A 23,574-nucleotide genomic window follows, 5' to 3' on the forward strand; every position below is an offset into this window, starting at 1 on the left:
GACAGTGATCATAACTATCCGTGCTCGCGCATCGCTCGGCGCACGGCCGCACAAGGGGGCGCATGGCCAATATGGTCGAGGTATGACAACCGAGGCTGAGTCCTTCCCCCGACGGCACGCCCGTACCCAGCGGTTCACGCTCGGCGCGCCGCGCGCGTTCACCGTGGCGCCGGACGGTTCGCGTGTCGTCTTCCTCCGGTCGGGGTCCGGCACCGACCGGACCAATTCCCTGTGGGTACGGGACACTTCGGACGGCACGGAGCGCCCCGCCGCCGACCCGCGCGCCCTGCTCGCGGGCGGCGACGAGGAGTTGTCGCCCGAGGAGCGCGCCCGGCGCGAGCGCAGCCGTGAGGGCGGCGCGGGCATCGTCGGCTACGCCACCGACACAGCCGTGGAGTTGGCGTCTTTCGCCTTGTCGGGGCGGCTTTTCGCAGCCGAGCTGCGCGCGGGCACGGCACGTGAACTCCCCGTTCCCGGACCGGTGATCGACCCCCGCCCCTCCCCCGACGGCCGGCACATCGCGTACGTCGCGGAGGGGCAGCTCCGCGTGACCGGCACGGAGGACGCCGACGACCGCGCCCTCGCCACCCCCGAGTCCGACCATGTCACCTACGGTCTCGCGGAGTTCATCGCGGCGGAGGAGATGGACCGCTCACGGGGCTTCTGGTGGTCCCCGGAGTCCGACCGGCTGCTGGTCGCGCGCGTGGACGACACGCCGGTACGGCGCTGGTGGATCGCGGACCCCGCCCACCCCGAGCGTGAGCCACACCACGTCGGCTACCCGGCGGCGGGCACGGCGAACGCGGACGTGCGGCTGTTCGTGATCGGGCTCGGCGGCGAGCGCACCGAGGTCGTCTGGGACCGCGAGCGGTACCCCTATCTGGCGCGAGTGCACTGGTCAGCGGCGGGTGCGCCCCTGCTCCTGGTGCAGTCCCGGGACCAGCGCGGGCAGCTCGTCCTGGCGGTCGACCCGGACACCGGGAGCACCCGCACGGTGCACGCCGACGATGATCCAATTTGGCTTGATCTTTTCCCTTCGGTGCCGTGCTGGACCCCCTCAGGACAGCTCGTCCGGATCGCGGACGAGGGCGGCGCGCGGGTCCTGGTCGTGGGCGAACGTCCCCTGACAGGACCGCAGTTGCACATCCGTTCGGTACTCGATGTGACGGACGGCGAGGTGCTCGTCTCGGCGTCCGCGGGCGAAGCCGCCGAGGACCCGGAAATCGGCGAGATCCATGTGTACCGGGTGAACGAACTCGGCGTGGAGCGGGTGTCCCAGGTGCCCGGGGTCCACACGGCGGTGCGCGGCGGCGACACGACCGTACTGGTCTCCGCGACGCTCGACAGTCCGGGTACCCGTGCCCAGGTGCTGCGTGACGGAAAAGCGGCGTCCGTTGTCACGTCGTACGCCGAAGATCCCGGTATGTCCCCCCGCGTGACGCTCACCGAGGGGGGCGCACAGCGAATTCCGTGCGCCGTGCTTATGCCTACGGACTACCCCGGTGACGCACCCCTCCCCGTCCTCCTCGACCCCTACGCCGGACCGCACGGTCAGCGGGTGGTGGCCGCCCACAACGCCCATCTGACCTCGCAGTGGTTCGCCGACCAGGGCTTCGCGGTGATCGTCGCGGACGGCCGGGGCACCCCGGGTCGCTCCCCCGCGTGGGAGAAGGCGATCCACCACGACTTCACGCTTACCCTCGACGACCAGATCGAGGCGCTGCACGACCTCGCCAAGCGCTACCCGCTCGACCTCGACCGGGTCGCCATCCGGGGCTGGTCCTACGGCGGCTACCTCTCCGCGCTCGCCGTGCTGCGCCGCCCGGACGTGTTCCACGCGGGCATCGCGGGCGCCCCGGTGACCGACTGGCGGCTGTACGACACCCACTACACCGAGCGGTACCTGGGCGATCCCACCGAGGACCCGGCGGTCTACGCCCGCAGCTCCCTCGTCACCGACGACGGTCTCTCCGAGCCCGCCGAGCCGCACCGACCCCTGATGATCATCCATGGTCTGGCCGACGACAATGTGGTCGCCGCACACACCCTGCGCCTGTCCTCGGCTCTGCTGGCCGCGGGGCGCCCGCACGAGGTGCTGCCCCTGTCCGGCGTCACCCATATGACCCCGCAGGAACAGGTCGCGGAGAACCTGCTGCTGCTCCAGGTCGACTTCCTCAAGCGCGCCCTGACGCCCGCTCAGCGCGGGTGAACGGGGTTTAACACTCCAGCAACTCCGCGGAAGTGGCACCGATATACGAACGCGCCAGACTGAAGAACGTACGGCCGTGCGGGTGCCGTGTACGGGCCGGGGTGGCCATGTCACCCCGGCCCGTTGCCCTGCGGCACCACCCGCCGCTCCGCCGCGAACAGGCACGCCGAGGGATGCGCCACCGGACCCGCCGCGTCCCGGAACTCCTCCGGCACCGCCAGCTCCGGCACCTCCCGCGCACACCGCTCCCGCGCCTTGAAGCACCGGGTCCGGAAGCGGCAGCCCGAGGGCACGTTCGCCGGTGAGGGCACGTCCCCGCTGAGGATGATCCGCTCACGGCGCGAGCGCGCCTCCGGATCGGGCACCGGCACCGCCGAGAGCAGCGCCTGCGTGTAGGGATGCGTGGGGTGCTCGTAGATCTCGGTGTCCGTGCCGGTCTCCACGATCCGCCCCAGGTACATCACCGCGACCCGGTCCGAGATGTGCCGCACCACCGAGAGATCGTGCGCGATGAACACGTACGACAGCCCGAACTCCGCCTGGAGCCGCTCCAGCAGGTTCACCACCTGCGCCTGGACCGACACGTCGAGCGCGGAGACCGGCTCGTCGGCGACGATCACCTCCGGGCGCAGCGCGAGGGCGCGGGCGATGCCGATCCGCTGGCGCTGACCGCCGGAGAACTGGTGCGGATAGCGGTTCACGAAGTCGGGGTCGAGACCCACCACGTCCAGCAACTCCCGCACCTTGCGCCGCCGTTCGCCCTTCGGCGCCACCTCGGGGTGGATCTCGTACGGCTCCCCCACGATGTCCCCGACCGTCATCCGGGGGTTGAGCGAGGTGTACGGGTCCTGGAACACCATCTGCACCGAGCGCCGCACGGATTTGAGTGCCCGCCCGGACAGCCGGGTCACGTCCTCGCCCTTGAAGCGGATCGTGCCCGCCGTCGGCTTCTCCAGATGGCACAGCAGCCGCGCGACCGTGGACTTCCCGCACCCCGACTCGCCCACCAGACCCAGGGCTTCGCCCCGCCCGAGGGTGAAGTCCACTCCGTCCACCGCGCGTACGGACCCGACCTGCTTGCGCAGGACGATCCCGCGCGTGAGCGGATAGTGCTTGACGAGGTCGCGGACCTCCAGGACCGGCTCACTCACCGAGGTCTCCGAGGTCATCGCGGCACTCCCTCCAGAAGTGGCAGGCGCTGCGCCGGAGTTCGCCCGCCTCGTACAGCGGAGGCGGGTCCGTGCGGCAGACGTCCCGGGCGATCGGGCAGCGCGGGTGGAAGGCGCAGCCGGGCGGGACATGGGCGAGGTTGGGCGGCAGACCCTTGATGGCGTACAGCTCGCGTCCCTTGTGGTCCAGGCGCGGGATGGAGTCGAGCAGACCCCGGGTGTAGGGGTGCGCCGGTGCCTTGTAGAGGTCGTGGACGGGCGCGGACTCCACGATCCTGCCCGCGTACATCACCGCGATCCGGTCCGCCACGTCCGCGACCACGCCGAGATCGTGGGTGATGAGCACGAGCCCCATGCGGTACTCGCGCCGCAACTCCGCCAGCAGATCCATGACCTGCGCCTGCACGGTGACGTCGAGGGCGGTGGTGGGCTCGTCCGCGATGACGAGCGCGGGTTCCAGCGCGATCGCCATGGCGATCATGATGCGCTGGCGCATTCCGCCGGAGAACTGGTGCGGGTAGTCGCGCACCCGCTGGGCGGCGCCCGGGATGCGCACCTGGTCCATCAGCTCGACGGCGCGGGCGCGCGCGTCCCGCTTCGACATGCCCCGGTGGACGACGAACATCTCGCCGAGCTGGTCGCCCACGGTGAGCACGGGGTTGAGGGCGGACAGCGCGTCCTGGAAGATCATCGCCATCCGGGCGCCCCTGATCCGGCGCCGCTCGTCCTCCTTGAGGGTGAGCAGATCGCGCCCCTGGAAGAGGATCTGCCCGCCGGTGATCCGCGCGGGCGGGGTGTCGAGGATGCCCATCACCGCCTGCGCGGTGACCGACTTGCCCGAGCCCGACTCCCCGAGCACCGCCAGCGTCTCCCCCTCGTCCACGGTGTACGACACCCCGTCGACCGCCTTCGCCACCCCGTCCCGTGTGCGGAACTCCACGTGCAGGTCCCGGACGTCGAGCAGCATCGCGCCGTCACCTCAGCTTCGGGTCGAGGGCGTCGCGCACCGCGTCGCCGAGCATGATGAACGCGAGGACGGTGATCGCGAGCGCCCCGGAGGGCCAGAGCAGGGCGTGCGGGGCGTTGCGGATGTACGGCGAGGCGGCGGAGATGTCGATGCCCCAGGAGACGCTGGGCGGCTTCAGTCCGACGCCGAGGTAGGACAGCGTCGCCTCCAGCGAGATGTAGGTGCCGAGCGCGATGGTGGCGACGACGATCACGGGCGCGACGGCGTTGGGCGCGATGTGCCGCAGCAGGATGCGGGTGTCGGAGGCACCGAGCGCGCGGGCAGCCTGCACGTAGTCGTGCTGTTTGGCGGTGATGACCGAGCCGCGCGCGATGCGGGAGATCTGCGGCCAGCCCAGCAGCACCATGAACCCGACGACCGGCCACACCGAGTTGCTGGTGACCACCGAGAGCAGCACGAGCCCGCCGAGCACGACCGGGATCGCGAAAAAAATGTCGGTGATCCGGGAGAGCACCGCGTCCCCCGCGCCGCCGAAGTACCCGGCGATCCCGCCGAGCACCGATCCGAGCAGGGCGACCCCGAGCGTGGCGCAGACGCCGACCGTGACGGACGTACGGGCGCCGTACACGGTCCGCGTGTACACGTCGCAGCCCTGGCCGTCGAAGCCGAAGGGATGTCCGGGCGCGGAGCCCCGCTGGGCGTCGGCGAGGTCGCAGTCGAGCGGGTTGCCCGAGGCGATGGCGGAGGGCCAGAGGGAGATGAAGACCAGGAAGAGGATGACGAGCGCGGAGACGACGAAGACCGGGTTGCGCCTGAGGTCGCGCCAGGCGTCGGACCACAGCGAGCGGGGGCGTCCGCGCGGTCCGGTGCCGCCGGGTCCGCCCGGCGCCCGCTCCAGTGCGCTCGCCTCGCCGGTCGCGAGGTCCATCGCGCCGCCCATGCCGGTCCCGGCGATGGCGCCGCCGTTGTCGTAACCCTGCTCAGGCATAGCGGATCCTCGGGTCGAGTACGGCGTAGAGCAGGTCGACCAGCAGGTTCGCGGCGAGGAACACCAGCACCAGCACGGTGACGAAGCCGACGACCGTCTGGGTGTTCTGCCGCAGGATGCCCTGGTAGAGCTGGAAGCCGACGCCGTGGATGTTGAAGATCCGCTCGGTGACGATGGCGCCGCCCATGAGCGCGCCGATGTCGGTGCCGATGAAGGTGATCACCGGGATCAGCGAGGTGCGCAGCAGATGCCGGACGACGATCCGGCGCCGGGGCAGCCCCTTGGCGACAGCCGTGCGGATGTAGTCGGCGCGGCGGTTCTCGGCGAGCGAGGTGCGGGTGAGCCGGGTGACGTACGCGAGTGAGACGGAGGCGAGGACCAGACCCGGCACGATGAGCTGGTCGAAGGGCGCCTCGGGCGCGACGGAGGGTCTGATCCAGCCCCACTCGACGCCGAGCAGCAGTTGGAGCACCAGTCCGGTGACGAAGGTCGGCACCGAGATGACGACCAGGGTGAGCAGCAGCACGCCGGTGTCCACCGGGCGTCCGCGCCGCATCCCGGTCAGCACGCCGAGGGTGACGCCGACGACGATCTCGAAGACGATCGCCACGAGGGTGAGCCGGATGGTCACCGGGAACGCCGCCGCCATCAGCTCGGTGACGGGCTGTCCGTTGAAGGCGGTGCCGAAATCGCCGGTGAAGACGTTGCCCATGTAGGTCGCGTACTGCTGCCACAGCGGTCGGTCGAGCCCGAACTCCGCCTTCAACTGGGCGGCGGTCGCCGGGTCGCACGCCCGCTCCCCGCACAGTCCGGCGACGGGGTCGCCCATCACGTTGACCATGAGGAAGATGAGCAGGGTGGCACCGAAGAACACCGGGATCATCTGGAGCAGTCGCCGGACGACATAGCGCCCCATGGCGGCTCAGCCGACCTTGATCTCGTTGTAGACGGGGACGCTGAACGGGTTGAGTTCCACACCCGAGAGCCGCTCGGAGTAGCCCGCGCTGCCGTTCTGGTACCAGAGCGGGATGGCGGCCATGTGGTCCCGCACCACCTCCTCTGCCTGCTGGAAGGTGGCGACCGACTTGGCGGTGTCCGTCTCGGCGTTGGCACGGTCCACGAGCTGGTCGAACTGGGCGTTGTCCCACTTGCCGTCGTTGGAGGAGGCGTCGGTGTAGTAGAGCGGCTGGAGGAAGTTCTGGATCAGCGGGTAGTCCATCTGCCAGCCCGCCCGGAAGGGACCGGTCATCTTGTGCTGCCCGAGCTGGTTGCGGAAGTCGGCGAAGGTGCCGACCGGGTTGCCGACGCAGGCGTCGTCCTTGCCGAGCGCCTTGTTGACGGAGTTGCAGACGGCGTCGATCCACTCCTTGTGGGAGCCCGTGTCGGCGTTGTAGGTGATCTTCACCTGACCGCCGGGAATGCCGCCGCCCTCCTTGACCAGCCGCTTCGCCTCCGCGGGGTCGTACTCGCAGGCGTGCCCGCACAGCCCCTCCTTGAAGCCGCCCTCCTTGCCGAGCACCGGTGAGGTCCAGTCGGTGGCGGGGGTGCGGGTCTGCCGGAAGATCGTGTCGGTGATCTGCTTCCGGTTGATCGCCATGGAGAGCCCGGTGCGCACCTTCTCGGCGCCGGGCGTGTTCCAGCGGGCGTCGTAGAACGGGAAGGCGAGCGTCTGGATGATCCCGGCGGGGGTGTTGATGTACCGGTCCCCGAGGTCGGTCTTCACGTTCCTGAGCTGGGCGGCGGGGATGTCGTCGACCAGGTCGAGGTTGCCGGCCATCAGGTCGGTGTAGGCGGTGTTGTTGTCGGTGTAGACCTTGAGGTCCACACCGTCGTTGAGCGCCTTGTCGGGACCGGGATAGGCGTCCCACTTCTTCAGGTTCATCTGGGAGCCCTTGGTGTACGCCTCGATCGTGTAAGGACCGTTGCCGACCGGTCTCTTCAGCCAGGCGGCGTGGTCGGTGAAGAAGGCGCGGGGCAGCGGGGCGAAGGCGGCGTAGCCGAGGGTGTCGGGGAAGCCGGAGAACGTCTGACCGAGGGTGACGGTGAAGGTGTGGTCGTCCACCACCTTCAGCCCGGAAAGGGTGTCGGCGCTCTGCCTGCCGCTCTCGGGGTGGACCTTGTCGTAGCCCTCGATGTAGCCGAAGAAGTACGCGTTCTTCTGGTTGTTCTTGAGGCTCGCGCCGTAGTTCCAGGCGTCCACGAAGGAGCGGGCGGTCACCTTCTCGCCGTTGGAGAAGGTCCAGCCGTCCTTGACCTTGACGGTGAAGTGCCGGGAGTCGCTCGTGTCGATGCTCCGCGCGAGCATGTCGGTGGCGGCGCCGGTCCTCGGGTCGTACTTCTTCAGCCCCCGGAAGACCATGTCGAGCACCTTGCCGCCCTGCACCTCGTTGGTGTTGGCGGGCTCCAGCGGGTTCTGCGGGTCGCCCCAGGACGAACTCAGCACCCCGCCGCTCCCCGCCCCGCTCCCTCCGCCCGCGCAGCCCGTGGCGACGAACGCCAGCACGAGAACACCGGCGGCCAGCCGGGGGCGCGCGGATGGGCCCATGGGTGCCTCCTTGTGAGGGGTGCCGTCCCGGTCGTCCTTGTGAGGGTGCCCTTCCCGGTCGTCCCGGTTCCGGACAGTCGTCCCGCTTCCGAATATCGGCGCGCGCCGGGTCCGTCGCACGCGCAGGCGCCCGTCTGCGGGTGCCGCTTCGCTCGTTCGGGTTGCGTGATTGCTCCGAGCTGTCGCGCACCGGCTCCGACCGGGCGCGCGATGTCGTACGCATGTGCCGTCAGCCCCTCACCAGCAGGTCTTCACCGGTCTGGACCAATGTCCGCGACACCCCCGCTCACCTGGGCTTTTCCGCAGGCCACAGCGGGTCTTGGGACCGTTGACGCGTGCAGATCACCCTGATAGACAAGCTCATCACTTTCGGCCGACGGCATACCGCCGGCCGTGACCGGGCAGTCCAACAAGCGGTTTCCGTGCGAGCGATGACGTGAGGTCACGACCTATGAGCACACACGGCCAGTACGGAGGACGAGAGTTGACGCCAAGACGCCCGTGGTCCCCGGTGCGCCGCCTGACCGCCGCCGCCGCGGCCGCCCTGACGGTCACGGCGGGACTCGTCACGCCGCTCGCTCCGACGCCCCAGCGCGCCGAGGCGGCGCCCGAGGGCAAGACGCTCACCGTGGCGGTCGCGCAGAGCGTCGACTCGCTCAGCCCCTTCCTGGCGGTGCGCCTGGTCAGCACGAGCATCCTGCGGCTGACGTACGAGTACCTGACCGACTACGACCCGGGCGACGGCCACCCGATCCCCGGTCTCGCCACCCAGTGGAAGCCGTCGGCCGACAAGCTCACCTGGACCTACACGATCCGCTCCGACGCCAAGTGGACGGACGGACAGAAGGTCACCGCCCAGGACGCGGCGTGGACCTTCAACAAGATGATGACCGACGAGGCGGCGGCGACCGCCAACGGCGGCTTCGTCACGAACTTCCGCAAGGTGTCGGCGCCCAGCCCCGACAAGCTGGTCATCGAGCTGAAGAAGCCGCAGGCCACGATGACCGCCCTGGACGTCCCGATCGTGCCCGAGCACGTGTGGAAGAACGTCAGCGACATCGCCAAGTTCAACAACGACAAGAAGTTCCCCATCGTCGGTGACGGTCCCTTCACCCTCACCTCCTACCGCCCCGACAGCTACGTCCGGCTGAAGGCGAACAAGAGCTTCTGGCGCGGCGCCCCCAAGTTCGACAACCTGGTCTTCAAGTACTACAAGGACCAGGACGCCGCCGTCGCCGCCCTCCGCAAGGGCGAGGTCTCCTTCGTCGCCGGGTCGCCGTCCCTGACCCCGGCACAAGCCGCCTCCCTCAAGGGCCAGCCGGACATTCACCTGAACGAGGCGCCGGGGCGCCGCTTCTACGCCCTCGCCGTCAACCCGGGCGCCCGCGCCAAGAACGGCGAGAAGTTCGGCGACGGCGACCCCTCGCTGCTCGACCCGCGGGTGCGCCAGGCACTCTTCATGGCGGTCGACCGCAAGACCCTCGTCGACAAGGTCTTCCAGGGCCACGCCGCCCAGGGCGAGGGCTACATCCCGCCCCGCTTCTCCTCGTACTTCTGGAAGCCCTCCGCCGGTCAGGAGCGGGGCTACGACCCCGCCGCGGCGGGGCGCCTGCTCGACAAGGCGGGCTACAAGAAGAACGCCGACGGCAAGCGCACCGGCAAGAACGGCAAGCCGCTGGACTACCGCGTGCTGTGCCACGCCACCGACCCCAACGACAAGGCGGTCGGGCAGTACCTCAAGGAGTGGTGGGGCAAGCTCGGCGTCGGCATGTCGCTCGACTGCCTCGACAACGTCACCGACCCCTGGCTCGCCGGCAAGTACGACCTCGCCTTCGACGGCTGGTCCGTCAACCCCGACCCGGACTACGTCCTGTCCATCCACACCTGCGCCGCCCTGCCCGCCACCCCGAAGGACACCGGGCTCACCGACAACTTCATCTGCGACAAGAAGTTCGACGAGCTGTACGCGAAGCAGTTGGCCGAGTACGACTCCGCCAAGCGGGCTGAACTCGTCAAGCAGGCCGAGTCGCGGCTGTACGACACGGGGTACATGAACGTCATGGCGTACCCGAACGCGGTGGAGGCGTACCGCACCGACCAGATCAAGTCGATCGAGACCATGCCCAAGTCCGCGGGCAACATCTACGGCCAGGACGGCTACTGGAGCTGGTGGTCGGCGGTCCCGGCCGCCTCCCAGAAGTCGGAGGACTCCGGCTCGACCGGTGTCGTGGTCGGCGTCGTCGTCGGCGTGGTGGTCCTCGCCGGTGCCGCGTTCCTGTTCACCCGGCGGCGCCGCGCCTCCGCCGACGACCGCGAGTAGCCCATGGAACCGATGATCCACCCGGCCCGGCGGCGGGCGGTGTCCGATGGCCGCTGAACTCACCCCCGCCGAGGCCGGCGTCCCGGGTACCGCCGCCGTCACACCCGACATCGGCGGACCCCGGGCGCGCACCTGGCCCGGGTACGCCCGCTATGTCGCGGGCAAGCTCGGCGGCGCCGTCGTCTCGCTGTTCGCCGTCCTCGTCACCGGCTTCTTCCTGTTCCGGCTGATCCCCGGCGACCCGGTCAAGGCCATGACCGGCGGGCGCCGGGTCTCGACGGAACAGCTCGCCGTCTACCGGCGGGAGTTCGGACTCGACCTGCCGATGTGGCAGCAGTTCACGCAGTACTGCGGCAAGGCGCTCACCGGCGACCTGGGCACGTCGTACCAGTTCCACACCCCGGTCACCGACAAGATCGCCGAGGCGCTGCCCCACACCCTGCTGCTCACCGGCACGGCGTTCGTCCTCTACACCGCCCTCGGCATGTACCTGGGCACCCGCTCCGCCTGGCGGCACGGCGGTCTCGGGGACCGGCTCAACACCGGTCTGGCGCTGACCCTCTACTCGCTGCCGTCCTTCTGGCTCGGACTGCTGCTCATCATCGTGTTCTCGGTGGGGCTCGGACCGATCCCGGGGCTGTTCCCGACGGGCGGCATGGAGTCGGGCGACACGAGCGGCTTCGCGTACGTCCTCGACGTCGCCCACCACATGGTCCTGCCGGTGCTCACCCTGATCGCGGTCGAGTACGGACAGACGCTGCTGGTCACCCGTTCCGCCCTGCTGGACGAGATGGGCAGCGACTATCTGACGACGGCCCGCGCCAAGGGGCTGCGGGACGACCTGGTCCGCCGTCGGCACGCGGTGCCTAACGCCCTGCTGCCGACCGTCACCCTGGTGTTCGTCAACCTCGGGCGGACCGTCGCGGGCGTGATCCTGGTCGAGACCGTGTTCTCCTGGCCGGGTCTCGGCGGACTCTTCTACCAGGCCCTCAGCGTGCCCGATCTGCCCCTGGTGCAGGGGCTGTTCCTCCTCTTCGCCTCGGCGGTGATCGTCATGAACACCCTGGCCGATCTGGTCTACCCGCTGTTCGACCCCCGGGTGGGCCGATGACCACCACCGTCGCCGAACCGGGGTCAGGACCCGGACCCGGATCGGGACCCGGACCCCGGACGCTCGCCTGGCAGCGCCGCCGCCGCTCGGCGCTGCGGTTCTGGCGGCAGTACCGCACCCACCGCGCCGGAGTGCTCGGACTCGCCGCCCTCGTGCTGTTCGCGCTGATCGCCCTCACCGCGCCGCTCACCGTCGGCGCGGACGTGGCCCGGGTGACCGACGCTCCGGGCAACCCCCTGGAGGCGCCCAGTGGCCACTTCCCGCTCGGCACCGACCGGTTCGGGCGGAACCTGCTGGGGCTGGTGATCTGGGGCGCCCGGGTCTCCCTCCTGGTCGGGCTGCTCGCGGCGGTGCTGTCGGTGGCGATCGGCGCGGTCGTCGGGATCGTCGCCGGGCACTTCCGGGGCGCGTGGGCGACCGTGCTGATGCGGATCACCGACTGGTTCCTGGTGATGCCCACGCTGGTGCTCGCCATCGCGCTGGCCACCGTGATGTCCCGCTCGCTCGGCACGGTGATCCTCGCCATCGGCGTCACGACCTGGCCGACCACCGCCCGCCTGGTGCGGGCGCAGACGCTGGCCGTGGAGTCCCGCCCGTACATCGAGCGCGCCCGGGCGCTCGGCGGCGGTCACTGGCACGTCATGACCCGGCACGTGCTGCCCAACGTCATGCCGCTCGTGCTCGCGCAGACCACGCTGATGGTGTCCTCCTCCATCCTCGCCGAGGCGACGCTCGCCTTCCTCGGGCTCGGCGATCCGTCCGTCGTCTCCTGGGGCGGACTGCTCCAGGACGCGCGCGAGGCGGGCGCGGTGAGCGCGGGCGACTGGTGGTATCTCGTACCGCCCGGCATCGCGATCGCCCTGGTGGCGCTGGCGTTCACGCTGTGCGGGCGCGCCGTGGAGTCCGTCCTCAATCCCCGGCTGGGGGTGGCCCGTTGAGCCTGCTCGAACTGCGGAACCTGACCGTGACGTACCCGGGCGGTGCCGCCGCCGTCCGGGGGGTGGACCTGTCGGTGGCGGCGGGCGAGAAGCTCGGCATCGCCGGGGAGTCCGGCTGCGGCAAGTCCACGCTGGCGCTCGCCGCGCTGCGGCTGCTGCCGCCCGGCACCGAGGTGGGCGGGCAGATCCTGCTGGACGGCGAGGACATCCTGGCGATGCGCTGGGGCCGGGTGCGCGCGGTGCGCTGGGCGGGCGCGTCCATCGTCTTCCAGGGCGCCATGCACTCCCTCAACCCCGTGCACCGGGTGGGCGAGCAGATCGCGGAACCGATCCTGCTGCACAGCCGGGCGACGGCTGCCGCCGCGAAGAAGCGGACCGGTGAGTTGCTGGAGCAGGTCGGTCTGCCCGCCGCCCGCGCGACGGCGTACCCGCACGAACTCTCCGGCGGCCAGCGCCAGCGCGTCATGATCGCCATGGCGCTCGCCTGCGACCCGCACCTGGTCGTCGCGGACGAGCCGACCACCGCGCTCGACGTGATGATCCAGGCGCAGATCCTGCGGCTGATCGAGCGGCTCGTCAGCGAGCAGGACGTCGCCCTGGTCATGATCAGCCACGATCTCGCGGTCCTCGCGGACACCTGCGACCGGCTCGCGGTGATGTACGCGGGCAGGGTCGTGGAGGAGGGTCCCGCCCGCGCCGTCCACGAGAACGCTCAACACCCCTACGCCCAGGCGCTGTCGGGGGCGTTCCCGCGCATCGGGGACCCCGCCTCCCGGTTCGCGCCGCGCGGGCTGCCCGGCGACCCGCCCGACCCGTTCGCGCTCCCCGCCGGGTGCGCCTTCCATCCGCGCTGCCCGGTGTCGCTGCCCGAGTGCGCCACGGAGGACCAGCCGCTGCGCGAGGCGGTGCCCGGGCGGGTGGCGGCGTGCGTCCACGTGGGGGCGCCGAGCGGGACCGCCGGGACGGTACGAGACGACGCGACGGAGCCGGAGAACACCGGGAGCACCCCATGACGACGACCGGTGAGCACTCCACACCGACGACCGAACCGCCCGCGCTGCTCAGCGCGCGCGACCTGCGCGTGGTCTTCCCCGGCCGGTCCGGGGCGGCGCCCGCGCGCGCCGTCGACCAGGTCGAGCTGGAGATCCGTCCGGGCGAGATCGTCGCGCTGGTCGGCGAGTCCGGCTGCGGCAAGTCCACGCTCGCCCGGGCGCTGCTCGGACTCGTGAAGCCGACGGCGGGCGAGGTGTCGTTCGCCGGGCGCCCGCTGGCGTACTCCACCCGCGCCCTGCGCGCCTACCGCCGCCGCGCCCAACTGGTCCTCCAGGACCCCATCGGCTCGCTCAACCCCCGGCACACGGTGTACGACGCGGTGGCCGAGGGGCTGCGCGTCCACGGGCACTCCGGCGACGAGCGGGCGGCGGTCGCCGACGCGCTGTCCCGGGCGGGACTGCGCCCCCCGGAGCGGTTCTTCCTGCGCTACCCGCACGAGCTGTCCGGTGGCCAGCGCCAGCGCGTGGTCATCGCGGGCGCGCTGGTCCTGGAGCCCGAACTCCTCGTCGCCGACGAGCCGGTGGCGTCCCTCGACGCCTCGGTGCGCGGCGAGATCCTGGACCTGCTGCTGCGCCTGCGCACCGAACTCGGTCTGGCCGCCCTGGTGGTGACCCACGACCTGGGACTCGCCTGGAACATCGCGGACCGGGTGGCGGTGATGTACCTCGGCCGGATCGTGGAGACGGGCGGGGTCGAACAGGTCCTCACCGCGCCCCGGCACCCGTACACCCGCGCCCTGTTGTCCGTCCTCCCGGACGCCCCCGGCGACCCCGTGATCCTCACCGGCGAACCCCCGGACCCCTCCCGCATCCCCACCGGCTGCCGCTTCCGCGCCCGCTGCCCGGTCCTGGCGAGCGGCGAGGCGGAACGCGCGGGCGTGGCGGACGCCTGCCGCACGGAGGACCCTGCGGTGCTCGACGCGGGACCCACCGCCCAGGCGGCGTGCCACTGGGTGCACGCGCAGGTGACGGCGTAGGCGGCGGTCAGTCCTTCGGCGAGGCGACCAACTCGGCTTCGAAACCGTCCGAGTTGGCGAGGTAGGCGGCGTAGTGGTCGGGTCCGCCCGCGTGCGGATGGCGGTCGGGGAAGAGCAACTGCCAGCCGTGCTCGGGCGCCTGCGCCGCGAGGACGTCGACCTCGGTGGGCGTCCCCGCGTGGAAGGCGAGGTGGTTGAGCCCGGGGCGCAGCCGGTCGTGCCCGGTGCCGCGCAGCGCCGGTGACCGCTCGACGACGACGTACGTCGGTCCAAGCCGCCAACTGCGCCCGTGCTCCCAGCTCTGGTACGGCTCGTAGCCGAGGCGGCCGAGCAGCCAGCCCCACTCGGTCTCGGCGCGGGGCAGGTCGGGCACCCACAGCTCGACGTGGTGCAGGGTCATCGCGCGACTCCAGCGAAGCTCTCGGGGGAACGGCTCTCAAAGACAGGTTCCCGGAAAACGCCGTGTTCCCGGCGCCCTCTCCGTCGAGGGCACCGGGAACACGACGAGCCGGGGCGGGTCAGGCGTGGACCACGTCCTTCTCCTCGGCGAAGTGGCACGCCGACTCGTGGGCAGCCGGGGTGTCGCTGCCCTGGAAGCGCTCGGGCACGGCCAGCAGCGGCACCTCCTCGGCGCACTTGTCCTGAGCCTTCCAGCAGCGGGTGCGGAAGCGGCAGCCCGAGGGCGGGTTGGCCGGGGAGGGCACGTCACCGGTGAGGATGATCCGCTCGCGGTGCTCACGGGCGTCCGGGTCCGGCACCGGGACCGCCGAGAGCAGCGCCTGGGTGTAGGGGTGCGTCGGGTGGTCGTAGATCTGCTCGTCCGAGCCGATCTCGGCCATCTTGCCGAGGTACATCACGCCCACGCGGTCCGAGATGTGCCGGACGATCGACAGGTCGTGCGCGATGAAGACGTAGGACAGGTTGAACTCGTCCTGCAGGCGCTCCATCAGGTTGATGACCTGCGCCTGGACGGAGACGTCCAGGGCCGAGACCGGCTCGTCGCAGATGATGATCTCGGGGTTGAGCGCGAGACCGCGGGCGATGCCGATGCGCTGGCGCTGACCGCCGGAGAACTGGTGCGGGTACCGGTTGATGTACTCCGGGTTCAGACCGACGACGTCCAGCAGCTCCTGCACCCGCTTGCGCCGGTCGCCCTTCGGAGCCACCTCGGGGTGGATGTCGAAGGGCTCACCGATGATGTCGCCCACCGTCATACGGGGGTTGAGCGAGGTGTACGGGTCCTGGAACACCATCTGGATGTTGCGCCGCACCGCGCGCAGGGCGCGGCCCGACAGCTTGGTGATGTCCTGGCCCTTGTAGAAGATCTCGCCCGCGGTCGCCCGCTCCAGGTTCATCAGCAGCTTGGCGACCGTGGACTTGCCACAGCCGGACTCGCCGACGATGCCGAGGGTCTCGCCCTGGTAGAGGTCGAAGGAGATGCCGTCGACAGCCTTGACGGCGCCGATCTGCCGCTTGAACAGGATGCCCTGGGTGAGCGGGAAGTGCTTCACCAGATCGCGCACCTGGAGGATCGGCTCGCCCCGCTCGACGGGCGCCTCGATGGCGGCGACAGCCTCCGTCTCGGTGGCCGCGTCGACGGTCTCGACCTCGGAGACGTTCGGCGTGGCGTCCTTGGACTCGTCGTCCTTCGCGAGATTCGTGGACTCAGCCATGGATGGTCTCCTTCCAGAAGTGGCAAGCGGAGGAGCGGCCGGGAATCGCCGTGCCGTCCTGCTCGGTCACCTGCACCAGCGGCGGTACATCGGTGCGGCAGATGTCCTGCGCCACACTGCAGCGCGGGTTGAAGGCGCAGCCCGGCGGGATGGCCTGGAGGTTGGGCGGCAGGCCCTTGATGGCGTAGAGCTCCTGGCCCTTCTGGTCCAGGCGCGGGATCGACTCCAGCAGACCCTTGGTGTAGGGGTGGGCCGGGCGCTTGTACAGCTCGTGCACCGGGGCGGTCTCGACGATCCGTCCCGCGTACATCACCGCGATCTTGTCGGCGACGTCCGCGACGACACCGAGGTCGTGGGTGATGAGGATCAGACCCATGTTGTACTCGCGCTGGAGTTCGGCGAGCAGGTCCATGACCTGGGCCTGGACGGTCACGTCGAGGGCCGTGGTCGGCTCGTCGGCGATGATCAGGTCCGGTTCCAGGGCCAGCGCCATGGCGATCATGATGCGCTGGCGCATACCGCCCGAGAACTGGTGCGGGTAGTCGTTGACCCGCTGAGCCGCGGCGGGGATGCGCACGCGGTCCATCAGCTCGATCGCCTTGGCCTTGGACTCCTTGCGGGACAGTCCCTGGTGCGCGCGGAACATCTCGCCGAGCTGGAAGCCCACCGAGAGCACCGGGTTGAGCGAGGACAGCGCATCCTGGAAGATCATCGCCATCTTGGCGCCGCGCAGCTTGCGCCGCTCGGCCTCCGACAGCAGCAGGATGTCCTGCCCCTCGAAGAAGATCTCGCCCTTGGCGATCCGTCCGGGCGGGCTGTCGAGGATGCCCATGATCGCCTGCGCGGTCACCGACTTGCCGGACCCGGACTCACCGAGGACGGCGAGCGTCTCGCCCGCGTTGACGCTGTAGTTGACACCGTTGACCGCCTTGGTCACGGAGTCGCGGACCTCGAACTCCACGTGCAGATCGCGCACCTCCAGGAGCGGAGTGGTCCCGTCCGCCCCGGCTTCACTGGGAGCCGTCTCCAGGCTGGTCATGCCGTCACCTTCATCGTGCTTGGCCAAAGGGGTTGGATTCATGGCGGTCGGTCACCGGAGCTTCGGGTCGAGCGCGTCGCGAAGACCGTTGCCCAGCAGGATGAAGCCGAGAGCGGTGATGACGATCGCGAGGCTCGGGTAGGTCCACATGAAGTCCTTGACGCCCATGAAGTTGCGGCCCGCGGAGATCATGTTGCCCCACTCGGCGACCTCGGGGTCGACGCCGACGCCGAGGTACGACAGCGACGCCTCGGCCACGATCGCGATGCCGACGTTGCTGGTGCCGTACACCAGCACGGAGGTCAGCGAGTTGGGCAGGATGTGCTTGCGGATGATCCGGCTCTGCCCGGCACCGAGCGCCTTGGCGGCGTGGACGTAGTCCATCTCGCGCACCGAGAGCACCTGGCTGCGCAGCAGGCGGGCGAAGGTCGCCCACGAGAAGATGGCCAGCGAGAGCACGACGGGCAGCACACCGCGACCCATCAGCAGGATGATGACGATGGCGCCGATCAGCAGCGGGAAGGCGAAGAAGACGTCGGCGACACGCATGATCACCGTGTCGACCCAGCGGCCGTAGTACCCGGCCAGCGCGCCCAGGATCACACCGATGACGAGGGCGACCAGGATCGAGGCCATACCCACGATCACCGCGATGCGGCTGCCGTAGACGAGGCGGGAGAACTGGTCGCGGCCGAGCGCGTCGGTGCCGAGCCAGTGGCCGGCGCCCGGGGACTGCAGGGTGTTGGTCAGGTCCTGCTTGAGCGGGTCGTGCGGCGCGAGCAGCGGCGCGAATATCGCGACCAGGACCAGCACCACGATGATGGCCAGGCCGACCACGGCGAGCTTGTTGGCGAAGAAGCGGTGCCGGATGTCGGACCACTGGCTGACCCGGGCGACGCTCGGTTCGGCTCCCGGGGGCGCCGGAACGGGACCGGCCGCCGTCGCCTCTTCGGTCTGCGAGACGAGTTCGGTCATTGTGAGACTCCTAGAAGGGGGCGATCCCGCGGGTCAGGCGAGGCGGATGCGCGGGTCGAGGGCGGCGTACAGCAGGTCGACGATCAGGTTCAGCAGGACGAAGACCGCCACACCGATCGTCACGACCCCGACGATGATCGGGTTGTTGTTCTGCTGGATCGCCTGGATGAGCGCGAGACCGATGCCGTTCCAGTTGAAGATCGTCTCGGTGATGATCGCGCCGCCGAGCAGACCGCCGAAGGAGATGCCCAGGTAGGTGATCACCGGGATGACCGAGTTCCGCAGGACGTGCCGGGTCAGGATGGTGCGACGCGGGAGGCCCTTGGCGATCGCCGTCTTGACGTAGTCGGCGCGCAGCACCTCCAGCATCGTGCTGCGGGCGAGCTGGGCGACGAGCGCCGCGTCGATGATGGCGAGCGTGAAGGCGGGCAGGACGATGCCCTTGAAGTCGTCACCGGCGATGAGCGGGAACCAGTCCAGCTCGATCACGAAGACACGCTGCATGATCATGCCGAGCACGATGGACGGTACGCCGATGGCCAGGGTCGTGACGAGGGTCGCCGACACGTCCCAGATCGAGTATCTGCGCATGGCGGCGAGGACACCGACGGAGATACCGATGACGATGTCGATGACGATCGCCGCGACCGCCAGCTTGGCCGTGTTGCCGAGCTTCGGGGCCAGGATCTCCGTGACCGGCCGGCCCTGTGTGTAGTCCGTGCCCAGATCGCCGGTGACGAGCTTGCCGACATAGGTGCCGTACTGGACCACCAGCGGCTTGTCGAGCCCGTACTGCTTGTGCAGCTCGGCGATGACCGCGGGGTCACGCGCCTTGTCGCTGCCCGCGATCTGGCCCACCGGGTCACCGGGGAGCACGAACAGGCAGGCGAACAGGATCATCGTCGCGCCGAGCACGACGACAACCAACTGGCCCAGCCTGCGGACCACATACCTTCCCATGACTGCCTCTCTGCCTCGCTGCCTCTGCCGCAGCGCTCCCTCGCCCCGCTTCACGGGCGTGGGGTGGAGCGGGAGAAGTGGATCAACCTCTCCCGACGGTCGTCGGGGGCCGTGGCGGCCGAGCGGACACTCGGAACACCACGACCCCCGGTTGCCGGATTCCGCTTGCGCGGTGACCCGTTACTTCAGGCTGATCTCAGCCAGGTTCGGGTCCTCGTGGAAGTCCATCTTGATGTTGTCGAACTTCTTGGTGTTCGCGAGGCGGAGCTGGGTGCGGTTCCACAGCGGGATCAGCGCCGTGTCGTCCAGCGCGACCTTCTCGGCCTGCTTGTACAGGTCGTTGCGACCGGCCTGGTCCTGCGTGGCGCGGGCCTTGGCGAGCAGCGCGTCGAACTTCTTGTTGCTGTAGCGGCCGCGGTTGTCACCGGTGACCTTGCCGTTGGCGTCCTTGTTGATGGACGCCGTGTCCAGCAGCGGGTACAGGAAGTTGTCCGGCGTCGGGTAGTCCGCGCCCCAGGCGAAGCGGTACGCACCGGTGGCGTTCGGCTTCTGCTGGTCGGCGAGCAGCTCGGCGAACGGCTTGCCGGTCGCCTTCACCTTGACGCCGAGCACGCTCTCGAGCTGCTGCTTGACGGCCTGGATCCACTCCTCGTGACCGGCACCGGTGTTGTAGCCCAGCTCGATGGTGGTGCCCGGCTTCAGGCCGCCTTCCTTGGCGAGCTGCTTGGCCTTGGCCTTGTCCTGCTTGACGCAGGAGGCGCACAGGTCCTTCTGGTACACGTCCTTGAAGACCGGCGGCAGGATCGTCGTCGACTTCGTCTGCATGTTCTGGAAGACGCCCTTGATGATGGCGTCGCGGTCGATCGCGTAGGAGACCGCCTCGCGGGCCTTCGCGGACTTCAGCGGACCGTTGTCGGTGATCGGGAGGAGGTAGTTCATCCCGTTCGTGTCCTCGTCGATCCACTCACCCTGCGGCTCGTACTTGGCCTTGGCGGCCGGGAGCTGCGGGGTGGGCATACGGGCCCAGTCGTACTGGCCCGACTCGAAGCCCTGGTACTCCAGGGTCACGCCGTTGGCGGAGTTGAGGATGTCGATCTGCACCTTGTCCAGGTGAGCCTTGGTCAGGCCGTAGCTGTCGTTGCGGACCAGCGTGATCGACTTGTTGTGCTCCCAGCGGCCCTGGATCTTGAACGGGCCGTTGCCGATGGGGGCTTCGTTGTACTTCTTGTTCTTCGCGTCACCCGCGACCTTCGGCACCGGGCTGAAGACCGTGTGCGTGGTCTTGATGTAGAACTCGAAGTCCGGGGCGGAGAGCTTGACCTGCAGGGTGTACGGGTCCGGGGCGGACAGACCGGACATGGTCTTCGACTTGCCGGACTGGGCGTCGGCGAAGCCCGCGATACCGGCCATGTGGTACGCGACGTCGGACGCGGCCGACTTCTGCGCCACACGGTTCCAGCCACGGATGAAGGACTCGGCGTCGACCGCCTCGCCGTTGCTGAACTTGGTACCCTTCTTGATGGTGAAGGTCCAGGTCTTGCCGTCGGCGCTGACCTTCTTCGACGTGGCGAGCTCCGGGACGACCTGACCGTCCGCGGAGGGCTCGTAGAGGCCCGTGAAGAGGTTGTCCGTGACGAGGATGCCCTCGGACTCCTGCGCGTTGTAAGGGTCGATGGCCACCGGCTCGGTGATACCCAGCCGGAAGGTTCCGCCCTTCTGACCAGAGCCCTTGTTGCTACCGCCGTCGTCGTCACTGCTGCCGCAGGCAGTCGCGGCCAGGGCTATGACGATCGCGCCCGCGACCCACTTGGCGCTCTTGGCACCGCGCATGGGTTCCTCCTCCTGAGTATTTTGTTCACCGCACGGGGAGTACCGGACATTCCGCAGCCGTGGAGGATTGAGGAAAGCCAAGTGCACCCGCAATGCTCGCGAGTCGGCGCCTCCCACGGCGCGTGACCCGTAGACCCGAGCTCTACGCGCCTAACTATCTGCCATGGCTTCACCGGCCGACCACAGTGATTTGGTCTCGGTTCGATCACACCTGGCGTTAACTTCTTCCGAAATCCGGACAAACAGATTGCCGAAAGATCCCTGCGAAACGGACTTGTTACACGAGTATCGGTCTGTGTCGTCCGAATAGCGGACATGCGATGAGGAATTGAGTTGCGCCCGGCGGTGGAGATCGATCTCGTACACCGCCCGCCCTCAAACGCGGCGGAACGCCGACGGGTTGGGGCCCGCGTCCGGCCAACCCTAGCGTCGCGAACACCCCCGAGCCGTCGGATTCGGGCCATCACGGCAGACCCTAGGGAAAACCCTCTACGACCCCGCCCGGGCGCCCGGAGCCGGAGGAATTCGGAACGCTCCCCTCTATGGACACCCCTCTTATAGGGCGGCGCCACCACTCCCCCCTATAGGGCGGATGACCTCGCCCTGCGACCGTGAGCGTGATCGATCACCCACGAACCTTCTCCGACCGTCTCTTCCAGCCCGATCTTCTTTGCATTCGCGATCTTCATGCCGGATTCAGGAAGATACGCAGCTTACGCCGGAAATCACCGGTCTTCGGAGGTCTTGGGAGGATGGCCCGGCCCACCCGGCGAGCCTCAGCGCGCTCCGGGACGTACGATGGGGTATGGCCGTGGCGTGTCCAGCCCGGCAGGGCCCGCGCAAACACAGACGTCCGCGCAGGGCAATCCTCATACTCCGGGAGTACGCCGCAATATGGCCACGCGCCACGACATCCGTAACGTCGCCATCGTCGCCCACGTCGACCACGGCAAGACCACCATCGTCGACGGCATGCTGAAGCAGGCCGGCGCGTTCGCCGCTCACCAGCTCGACTCCGTCGACGACCGGGTCATGGACTCGAACGACCTGGAGCGTGAGAAGGGCATCACGATCCTCGCCAAGAACACGGCGGTGAAGTACCACCCCAAGGACGGCGGCGAGCCGATCACCATCAACATCATCGACACCCCCGGCCACGCCGACTTCGGTGGCGAGGTCGAGCGCGGTCTGTCGATGGTCGACGGCGTGGTCCTGCTGGTGGACGCCTCCGAGGGCCCGCTGCCGCAGACCCGCTTCGTGCTGCGCAAGGCGCTCCAGCAGCGGCTGCCCGTCATCCTCTGCATCAACAAGACGGACCGCCCGGACTCCCGGATCGACGAGGTCGTCAACGAGACGTACGACCTGTTCCTGGACCTGGACGCGGACGAGGAGCAGATCGAGTTCCCGATCGTCTACGCCTGTGGCCGTGACGGCATCGCCTCGCTGACCAAGCCCGACGACGGCACGGTCCCCGCGGACTCCACCAGCCTGGAGCCGTTCTTCTCCACGATCCTGGAGCACATCCCGGCCCCCACGTATGAGGAGGACGCGCCGCTCCAGGCTCACGTCACCAACCTCGACGCGGACAACTTCCTCGGCCGCATCGCGCTGCTCCGTGTCGAGCAGGGCGAGCTGCGCAAGGGCCAGACCGTGGCCTGGATCAAGCGCGACGGCTCGATCCAGAACGTGCGCATCACCGAGCTGATGATGACCGAGGCGCTCACCCGCAAGCCCGCCGAGGTCGCCGGTCCCGGTGACATCTGCGCGGTCGCCGGTATCCCCGACATCATGATCGGCGAGACCCTGGCCGACACCGAGAACCCGGTCGCGCTGCCGCTGATCACGGTGGACGAGCCCGCGATCTCCATGACCATCGGCACCAACACCTCGCCGCTCGTCGGCCGCGGTGGCACGGGCAAGGGCGCGGACGCCAAGGCCGCGGTCAAGGACCGCAAGGTCACCGCCCGCCAGGTCAAGGACCGCCTCGACCGCGAGCTGATCGGCAACGTCTCGCTGCGCGTCCTGGAGACCGAGCGTCCCGACGCCTGGGAGGTCCAGGGCCGTGGTGAGCTGGCGCTCGCCATCCTGGTCGAGCAGATGCGCCGCGAGGGCTACGAGCTGACCGTCGGCAAGCCGCAGGTCGTCACCCAGATGATCGACGGCAAGGTCCACGAGCCGGTCGAGCGCATGACGATCGACGTGCCCGAGGAGCACATGGGCGCGGTCACGCAGCTCATGGGCGTCCGCAAGGGCCGCATGGACAACATGTCGAACCACGGCTCCGGCTGGGTCCGCCTGGAGTTCGTCGTCCCCTCGCGCGGTCTGATCGGCTTCCGTACCGAGTTCCTGACCCAGACCCGCGGCACGGGCATCGCCCACTCCATCCACGAGGGCCATGAGCCGTGGTTCGGCAACCTGCAGACCCGTAACAACGGCTCGCTGGTCGCCGACCGCTCCGGCGCCGTCACCGCGTTCGCGATGACGAACCTCCAGGAGCGCGGTGTGCTGTTCACCGACCCCGGCACCGAGGTGTACGAGGGCATGATCGTCGGCGAGAACTCGCGCTCCGACGACATGGACGTGAACATCACCAAGGAGAAGAAGCTCACGAACATGCGGTCCTCGTCGGCCGACTCGTTCGAGGCGATCGTCCCGCCGCGCAAGCTCTCCCTGGAGCAGTCCCTGGAGTTCTGCCGCGACGACGAGTGCGTCGAGGTGACCCCGGAGGCCGTGCGCATCCGCAAGGTCGTCCTCGACCAGAAGGAGCGCGGTCGCACCGCGAGCCGCGCCAAGCACGGCTGATCTCCGCGCAGCACGTGAC

General features: G+C 69.4%; 18 protein-coding genes. 7 read left to right on the plus strand and 11 right to left on the minus strand.

Features of this window, described 5'->3' with window-relative positions; all coding sequences use genetic code 11:
* Positions 1-82: 82 nt before the first annotated feature.
* On the plus strand, positions 83-2,209 hold the full coding sequence (locus IF655_RS14115; RefSeq protein ID WP_199585068.1) for a S9 family peptidase: 2,127 nt from the start codon (positions 83-85) through the stop codon (positions 2,207-2,209).
* Positions 2,210-2,319: 110 nt separating this feature from the next.
* On the opposite strand, the gene IF655_RS14120 is transcribed toward IF655_RS14115, so the two are convergent.
* The 5 genes from IF655_RS14120 to IF655_RS14140 are packed head-to-tail and all read right to left on the minus strand — an operon-like array spanning position 2,320 to position 7,878.
* A complete protein-coding gene (locus IF655_RS14120; RefSeq protein WP_199585069.1) occupies positions 2,320-3,378 on the minus strand; it encodes an ABC transporter ATP-binding protein in 1,059 nt (352 codons plus the stop codon).
* The gene (locus tag IF655_RS14125) at positions 3,353-4,345 is read right to left on the minus strand and encodes an ABC transporter ATP-binding protein (RefSeq protein WP_199585070.1); all 993 of its coding nucleotides are present in this window, start codon (positions 4,343-4,345) and stop codon (positions 3,353-3,355) included. Before IF655_RS14125 ends, IF655_RS14120 begins: the two co-directional genes overlap by 26 nt.
* A 7-nt stretch (positions 4,346-4,352) precedes the next feature.
* A complete protein-coding gene (locus tag IF655_RS14130) occupies positions 4,353-5,333 on the minus strand; it encodes an ABC transporter permease (protein WP_199585071.1) in 981 nt (326 codons plus the stop codon).
* Positions 5,326-6,249, minus strand: coding sequence for an ABC transporter permease (locus IF655_RS14135; protein ID WP_199585072.1), 924 nt, complete (start codon positions 6,247-6,249; stop codon positions 5,326-5,328). The genes IF655_RS14130 and IF655_RS14135 overlap by 8 nt, the downstream gene beginning before the upstream one ends.
* Positions 6,250-6,255: 6 nt before the next feature.
* Complete coding sequence (locus tag IF655_RS14140; protein ID WP_199585073.1) at positions 6,256-7,878, minus strand: ABC transporter substrate-binding protein; 1,623 nt, start codon at positions 7,876-7,878, stop codon at positions 6,256-6,258.
* Between the two features lie 451 nt (positions 7,879-8,329).
* On the opposite strand from IF655_RS14140, the gene IF655_RS14145 reads away from it, so the two are divergent.
* The 5 genes from IF655_RS14145 to IF655_RS14165 are packed head-to-tail and all read left to right on the plus strand — an operon-like array spanning position 8,330 to position 14,276.
* Positions 8,330-10,198, plus strand: a complete 1,869-nt coding sequence (locus tag IF655_RS14145; RefSeq protein WP_199585074.1) for an ABC transporter substrate-binding protein — start codon at positions 8,330-8,332, stop codon at positions 10,196-10,198.
* A gap of 46 nt (positions 10,199-10,244) precedes the next feature.
* Positions 10,245-11,309 (plus strand): ABC transporter permease, encoded by a 1,065-nt coding sequence (locus IF655_RS14150; RefSeq protein WP_199585075.1) that lies wholly within the window; start codon positions 10,245-10,247, stop codon positions 11,307-11,309.
* A complete protein-coding gene (locus IF655_RS14155) occupies positions 11,306-12,247 on the plus strand; it encodes an ABC transporter permease (protein ID WP_199585076.1) in 942 nt (313 codons plus the stop codon). Before IF655_RS14150 ends, IF655_RS14155 begins: the two co-directional genes overlap by 4 nt.
* Positions 12,244-13,260 carry an ABC transporter ATP-binding protein gene (locus tag IF655_RS14160; RefSeq protein ID WP_199585077.1) on the plus strand — a complete coding sequence of 339 codons (1,017 nt, stop codon included), beginning with the start codon at positions 12,244-12,246 and terminating at the stop codon, positions 13,258-13,260. The genes IF655_RS14155 and IF655_RS14160 overlap by 4 nt, the downstream gene beginning before the upstream one ends.
* A complete protein-coding gene (locus tag IF655_RS14165) occupies positions 13,257-14,276 on the plus strand; it encodes an ABC transporter ATP-binding protein (RefSeq protein ID WP_199585078.1) in 1,020 nt (339 codons plus the stop codon). Before IF655_RS14160 ends, IF655_RS14165 begins: the two co-directional genes overlap by 4 nt.
* 7 nt (positions 14,277-14,283) lie before the next feature.
* On the opposite strand, the gene IF655_RS14170 is transcribed toward IF655_RS14165, so the two are convergent.
* From IF655_RS14170 to IF655_RS14195, 6 genes are all read right to left on the minus strand, one after another.
* Positions 14,284-14,676: a VOC family protein gene (locus IF655_RS14170; protein ID WP_199585079.1), complete on the minus strand. Its 393-nt coding sequence runs from the start codon at positions 14,674-14,676 to the stop codon at positions 14,284-14,286.
* Positions 14,677-14,794: 118 nt separating this feature from the next.
* Positions 14,795-15,949: an ABC transporter ATP-binding protein gene (locus tag IF655_RS14175; protein WP_199585080.1), complete on the minus strand. Its 1,155-nt coding sequence runs from the start codon at positions 15,947-15,949 to the stop codon at positions 14,795-14,797.
* Positions 15,942-16,988, minus strand: coding sequence for an ABC transporter ATP-binding protein (locus IF655_RS14180; RefSeq protein ID WP_199585081.1), 1,047 nt, complete (start codon positions 16,986-16,988; stop codon positions 15,942-15,944). The genes IF655_RS14175 and IF655_RS14180 overlap by 8 nt, the downstream gene beginning before the upstream one ends.
* A 51-nt stretch (positions 16,989-17,039) precedes the next feature.
* Positions 17,040-17,963: an ABC transporter permease gene (locus IF655_RS14185; protein ID WP_199585082.1), complete on the minus strand. Its 924-nt coding sequence runs from the start codon at positions 17,961-17,963 to the stop codon at positions 17,040-17,042.
* 33 nt (positions 17,964-17,996) lie between these two features.
* Positions 17,997-18,923, minus strand: a complete 927-nt coding sequence (locus IF655_RS14190; protein ID WP_242488727.1) for an ABC transporter permease — start codon at positions 18,921-18,923, stop codon at positions 17,997-17,999.
* 180 nt (positions 18,924-19,103) lie between these two features.
* Positions 19,104-20,753: an ABC transporter substrate-binding protein gene (locus tag IF655_RS14195; RefSeq protein WP_199585083.1), complete on the minus strand. Its 1,650-nt coding sequence runs from the start codon at positions 20,751-20,753 to the stop codon at positions 19,104-19,106.
* Between the two features lie 894 nt (positions 20,754-21,647).
* Between IF655_RS14195 and typA the strand changes: the two genes are divergently transcribed.
* A complete protein-coding gene (gene typA / locus IF655_RS14200; RefSeq protein WP_199585084.1) occupies positions 21,648-23,555 on the plus strand; it encodes a translational GTPase TypA in 1,908 nt (635 codons plus the stop codon).
* Positions 23,556-23,574 lie beyond the last annotated feature (19 nt).

Origin of the sequence: Streptomyces sp. DSM 110735, from assembly GCF_016482685.1 — a bacterium.
Classification (GTDB): domain Bacteria; phylum Actinomycetota; class Actinomycetes; order Streptomycetales; family Streptomycetaceae; genus Streptomyces.

Bases quoted from the DNA above. Each gene is read 5' to 3' on its own strand.
- IF655_RS14115 (WP_199585068.1), top strand. From the start codon at position 83: ATGACAACCGAGGCTGAGTCCTTCCCCCGACGGCACGCCCGTACCCAG.
- IF655_RS14120 (WP_199585069.1), bottom strand. From the start codon at position 3,378: ATGACCTCGGAGACCTCGGTGAGTGAGCCGGTCCTGGAGGTCCGCGAC.
- IF655_RS14125 (WP_199585070.1), bottom strand. From the start codon at position 4,345: ATGCTGCTCGACGTCCGGGACCTGCACGTGGAGTTCCGCACACGGGAC.
- IF655_RS14130 (WP_199585071.1), bottom strand. From the start codon at position 5,333: ATGCCTGAGCAGGGTTACGACAACGGCGGCGCCATCGCCGGGACCGGC.
- IF655_RS14135 (WP_199585072.1), bottom strand. From the start codon at position 6,249: ATGGGGCGCTATGTCGTCCGGCGACTGCTCCAGATGATCCCGGTGTTC.
- IF655_RS14140 (WP_199585073.1), bottom strand. From the start codon at position 7,878: ATGGGCCCATCCGCGCGCCCCCGGCTGGCCGCCGGTGTTCTCGTGCTG.
- IF655_RS14145 (WP_199585074.1), top strand. From the start codon at position 8,330: ATGAGCACACACGGCCAGTACGGAGGACGAGAGTTGACGCCAAGACGC.
- IF655_RS14150 (WP_199585075.1), top strand. From the start codon at position 10,245: ATGGCCGCTGAACTCACCCCCGCCGAGGCCGGCGTCCCGGGTACCGCC.
- IF655_RS14155 (WP_199585076.1), top strand. From the start codon at position 11,306: ATGACCACCACCGTCGCCGAACCGGGGTCAGGACCCGGACCCGGATCG.
- IF655_RS14165 (WP_199585078.1), top strand. From the start codon at position 13,257: ATGACGACGACCGGTGAGCACTCCACACCGACGACCGAACCGCCCGCG.
- IF655_RS14170 (WP_199585079.1), bottom strand. From the start codon at position 14,676: ATGACCCTGCACCACGTCGAGCTGTGGGTGCCCGACCTGCCCCGCGCC.
- IF655_RS14175 (WP_199585080.1), bottom strand. From the start codon at position 15,949: ATGGCTGAGTCCACGAATCTCGCGAAGGACGACGAGTCCAAGGACGCC.
- IF655_RS14180 (WP_199585081.1), bottom strand. From the start codon at position 16,988: ATGACCAGCCTGGAGACGGCTCCCAGTGAAGCCGGGGCGGACGGGACC.
- IF655_RS14185 (WP_199585082.1), bottom strand. From the start codon at position 17,963: ATGACCGAACTCGTCTCGCAGACCGAAGAGGCGACGGCGGCCGGTCCC.
- IF655_RS14190 (WP_242488727.1), bottom strand. From the start codon at position 18,923: ATGGGAAGGTATGTGGTCCGCAGGCTGGGCCAGTTGGTTGTCGTCGTG.
- IF655_RS14195 (WP_199585083.1), bottom strand. From the start codon at position 20,753: ATGCGCGGTGCCAAGAGCGCCAAGTGGGTCGCGGGCGCGATCGTCATA.
- typA (WP_199585084.1), top strand. From the start codon at position 21,648: ATGGCCACGCGCCACGACATCCGTAACGTCGCCATCGTCGCCCACGTC.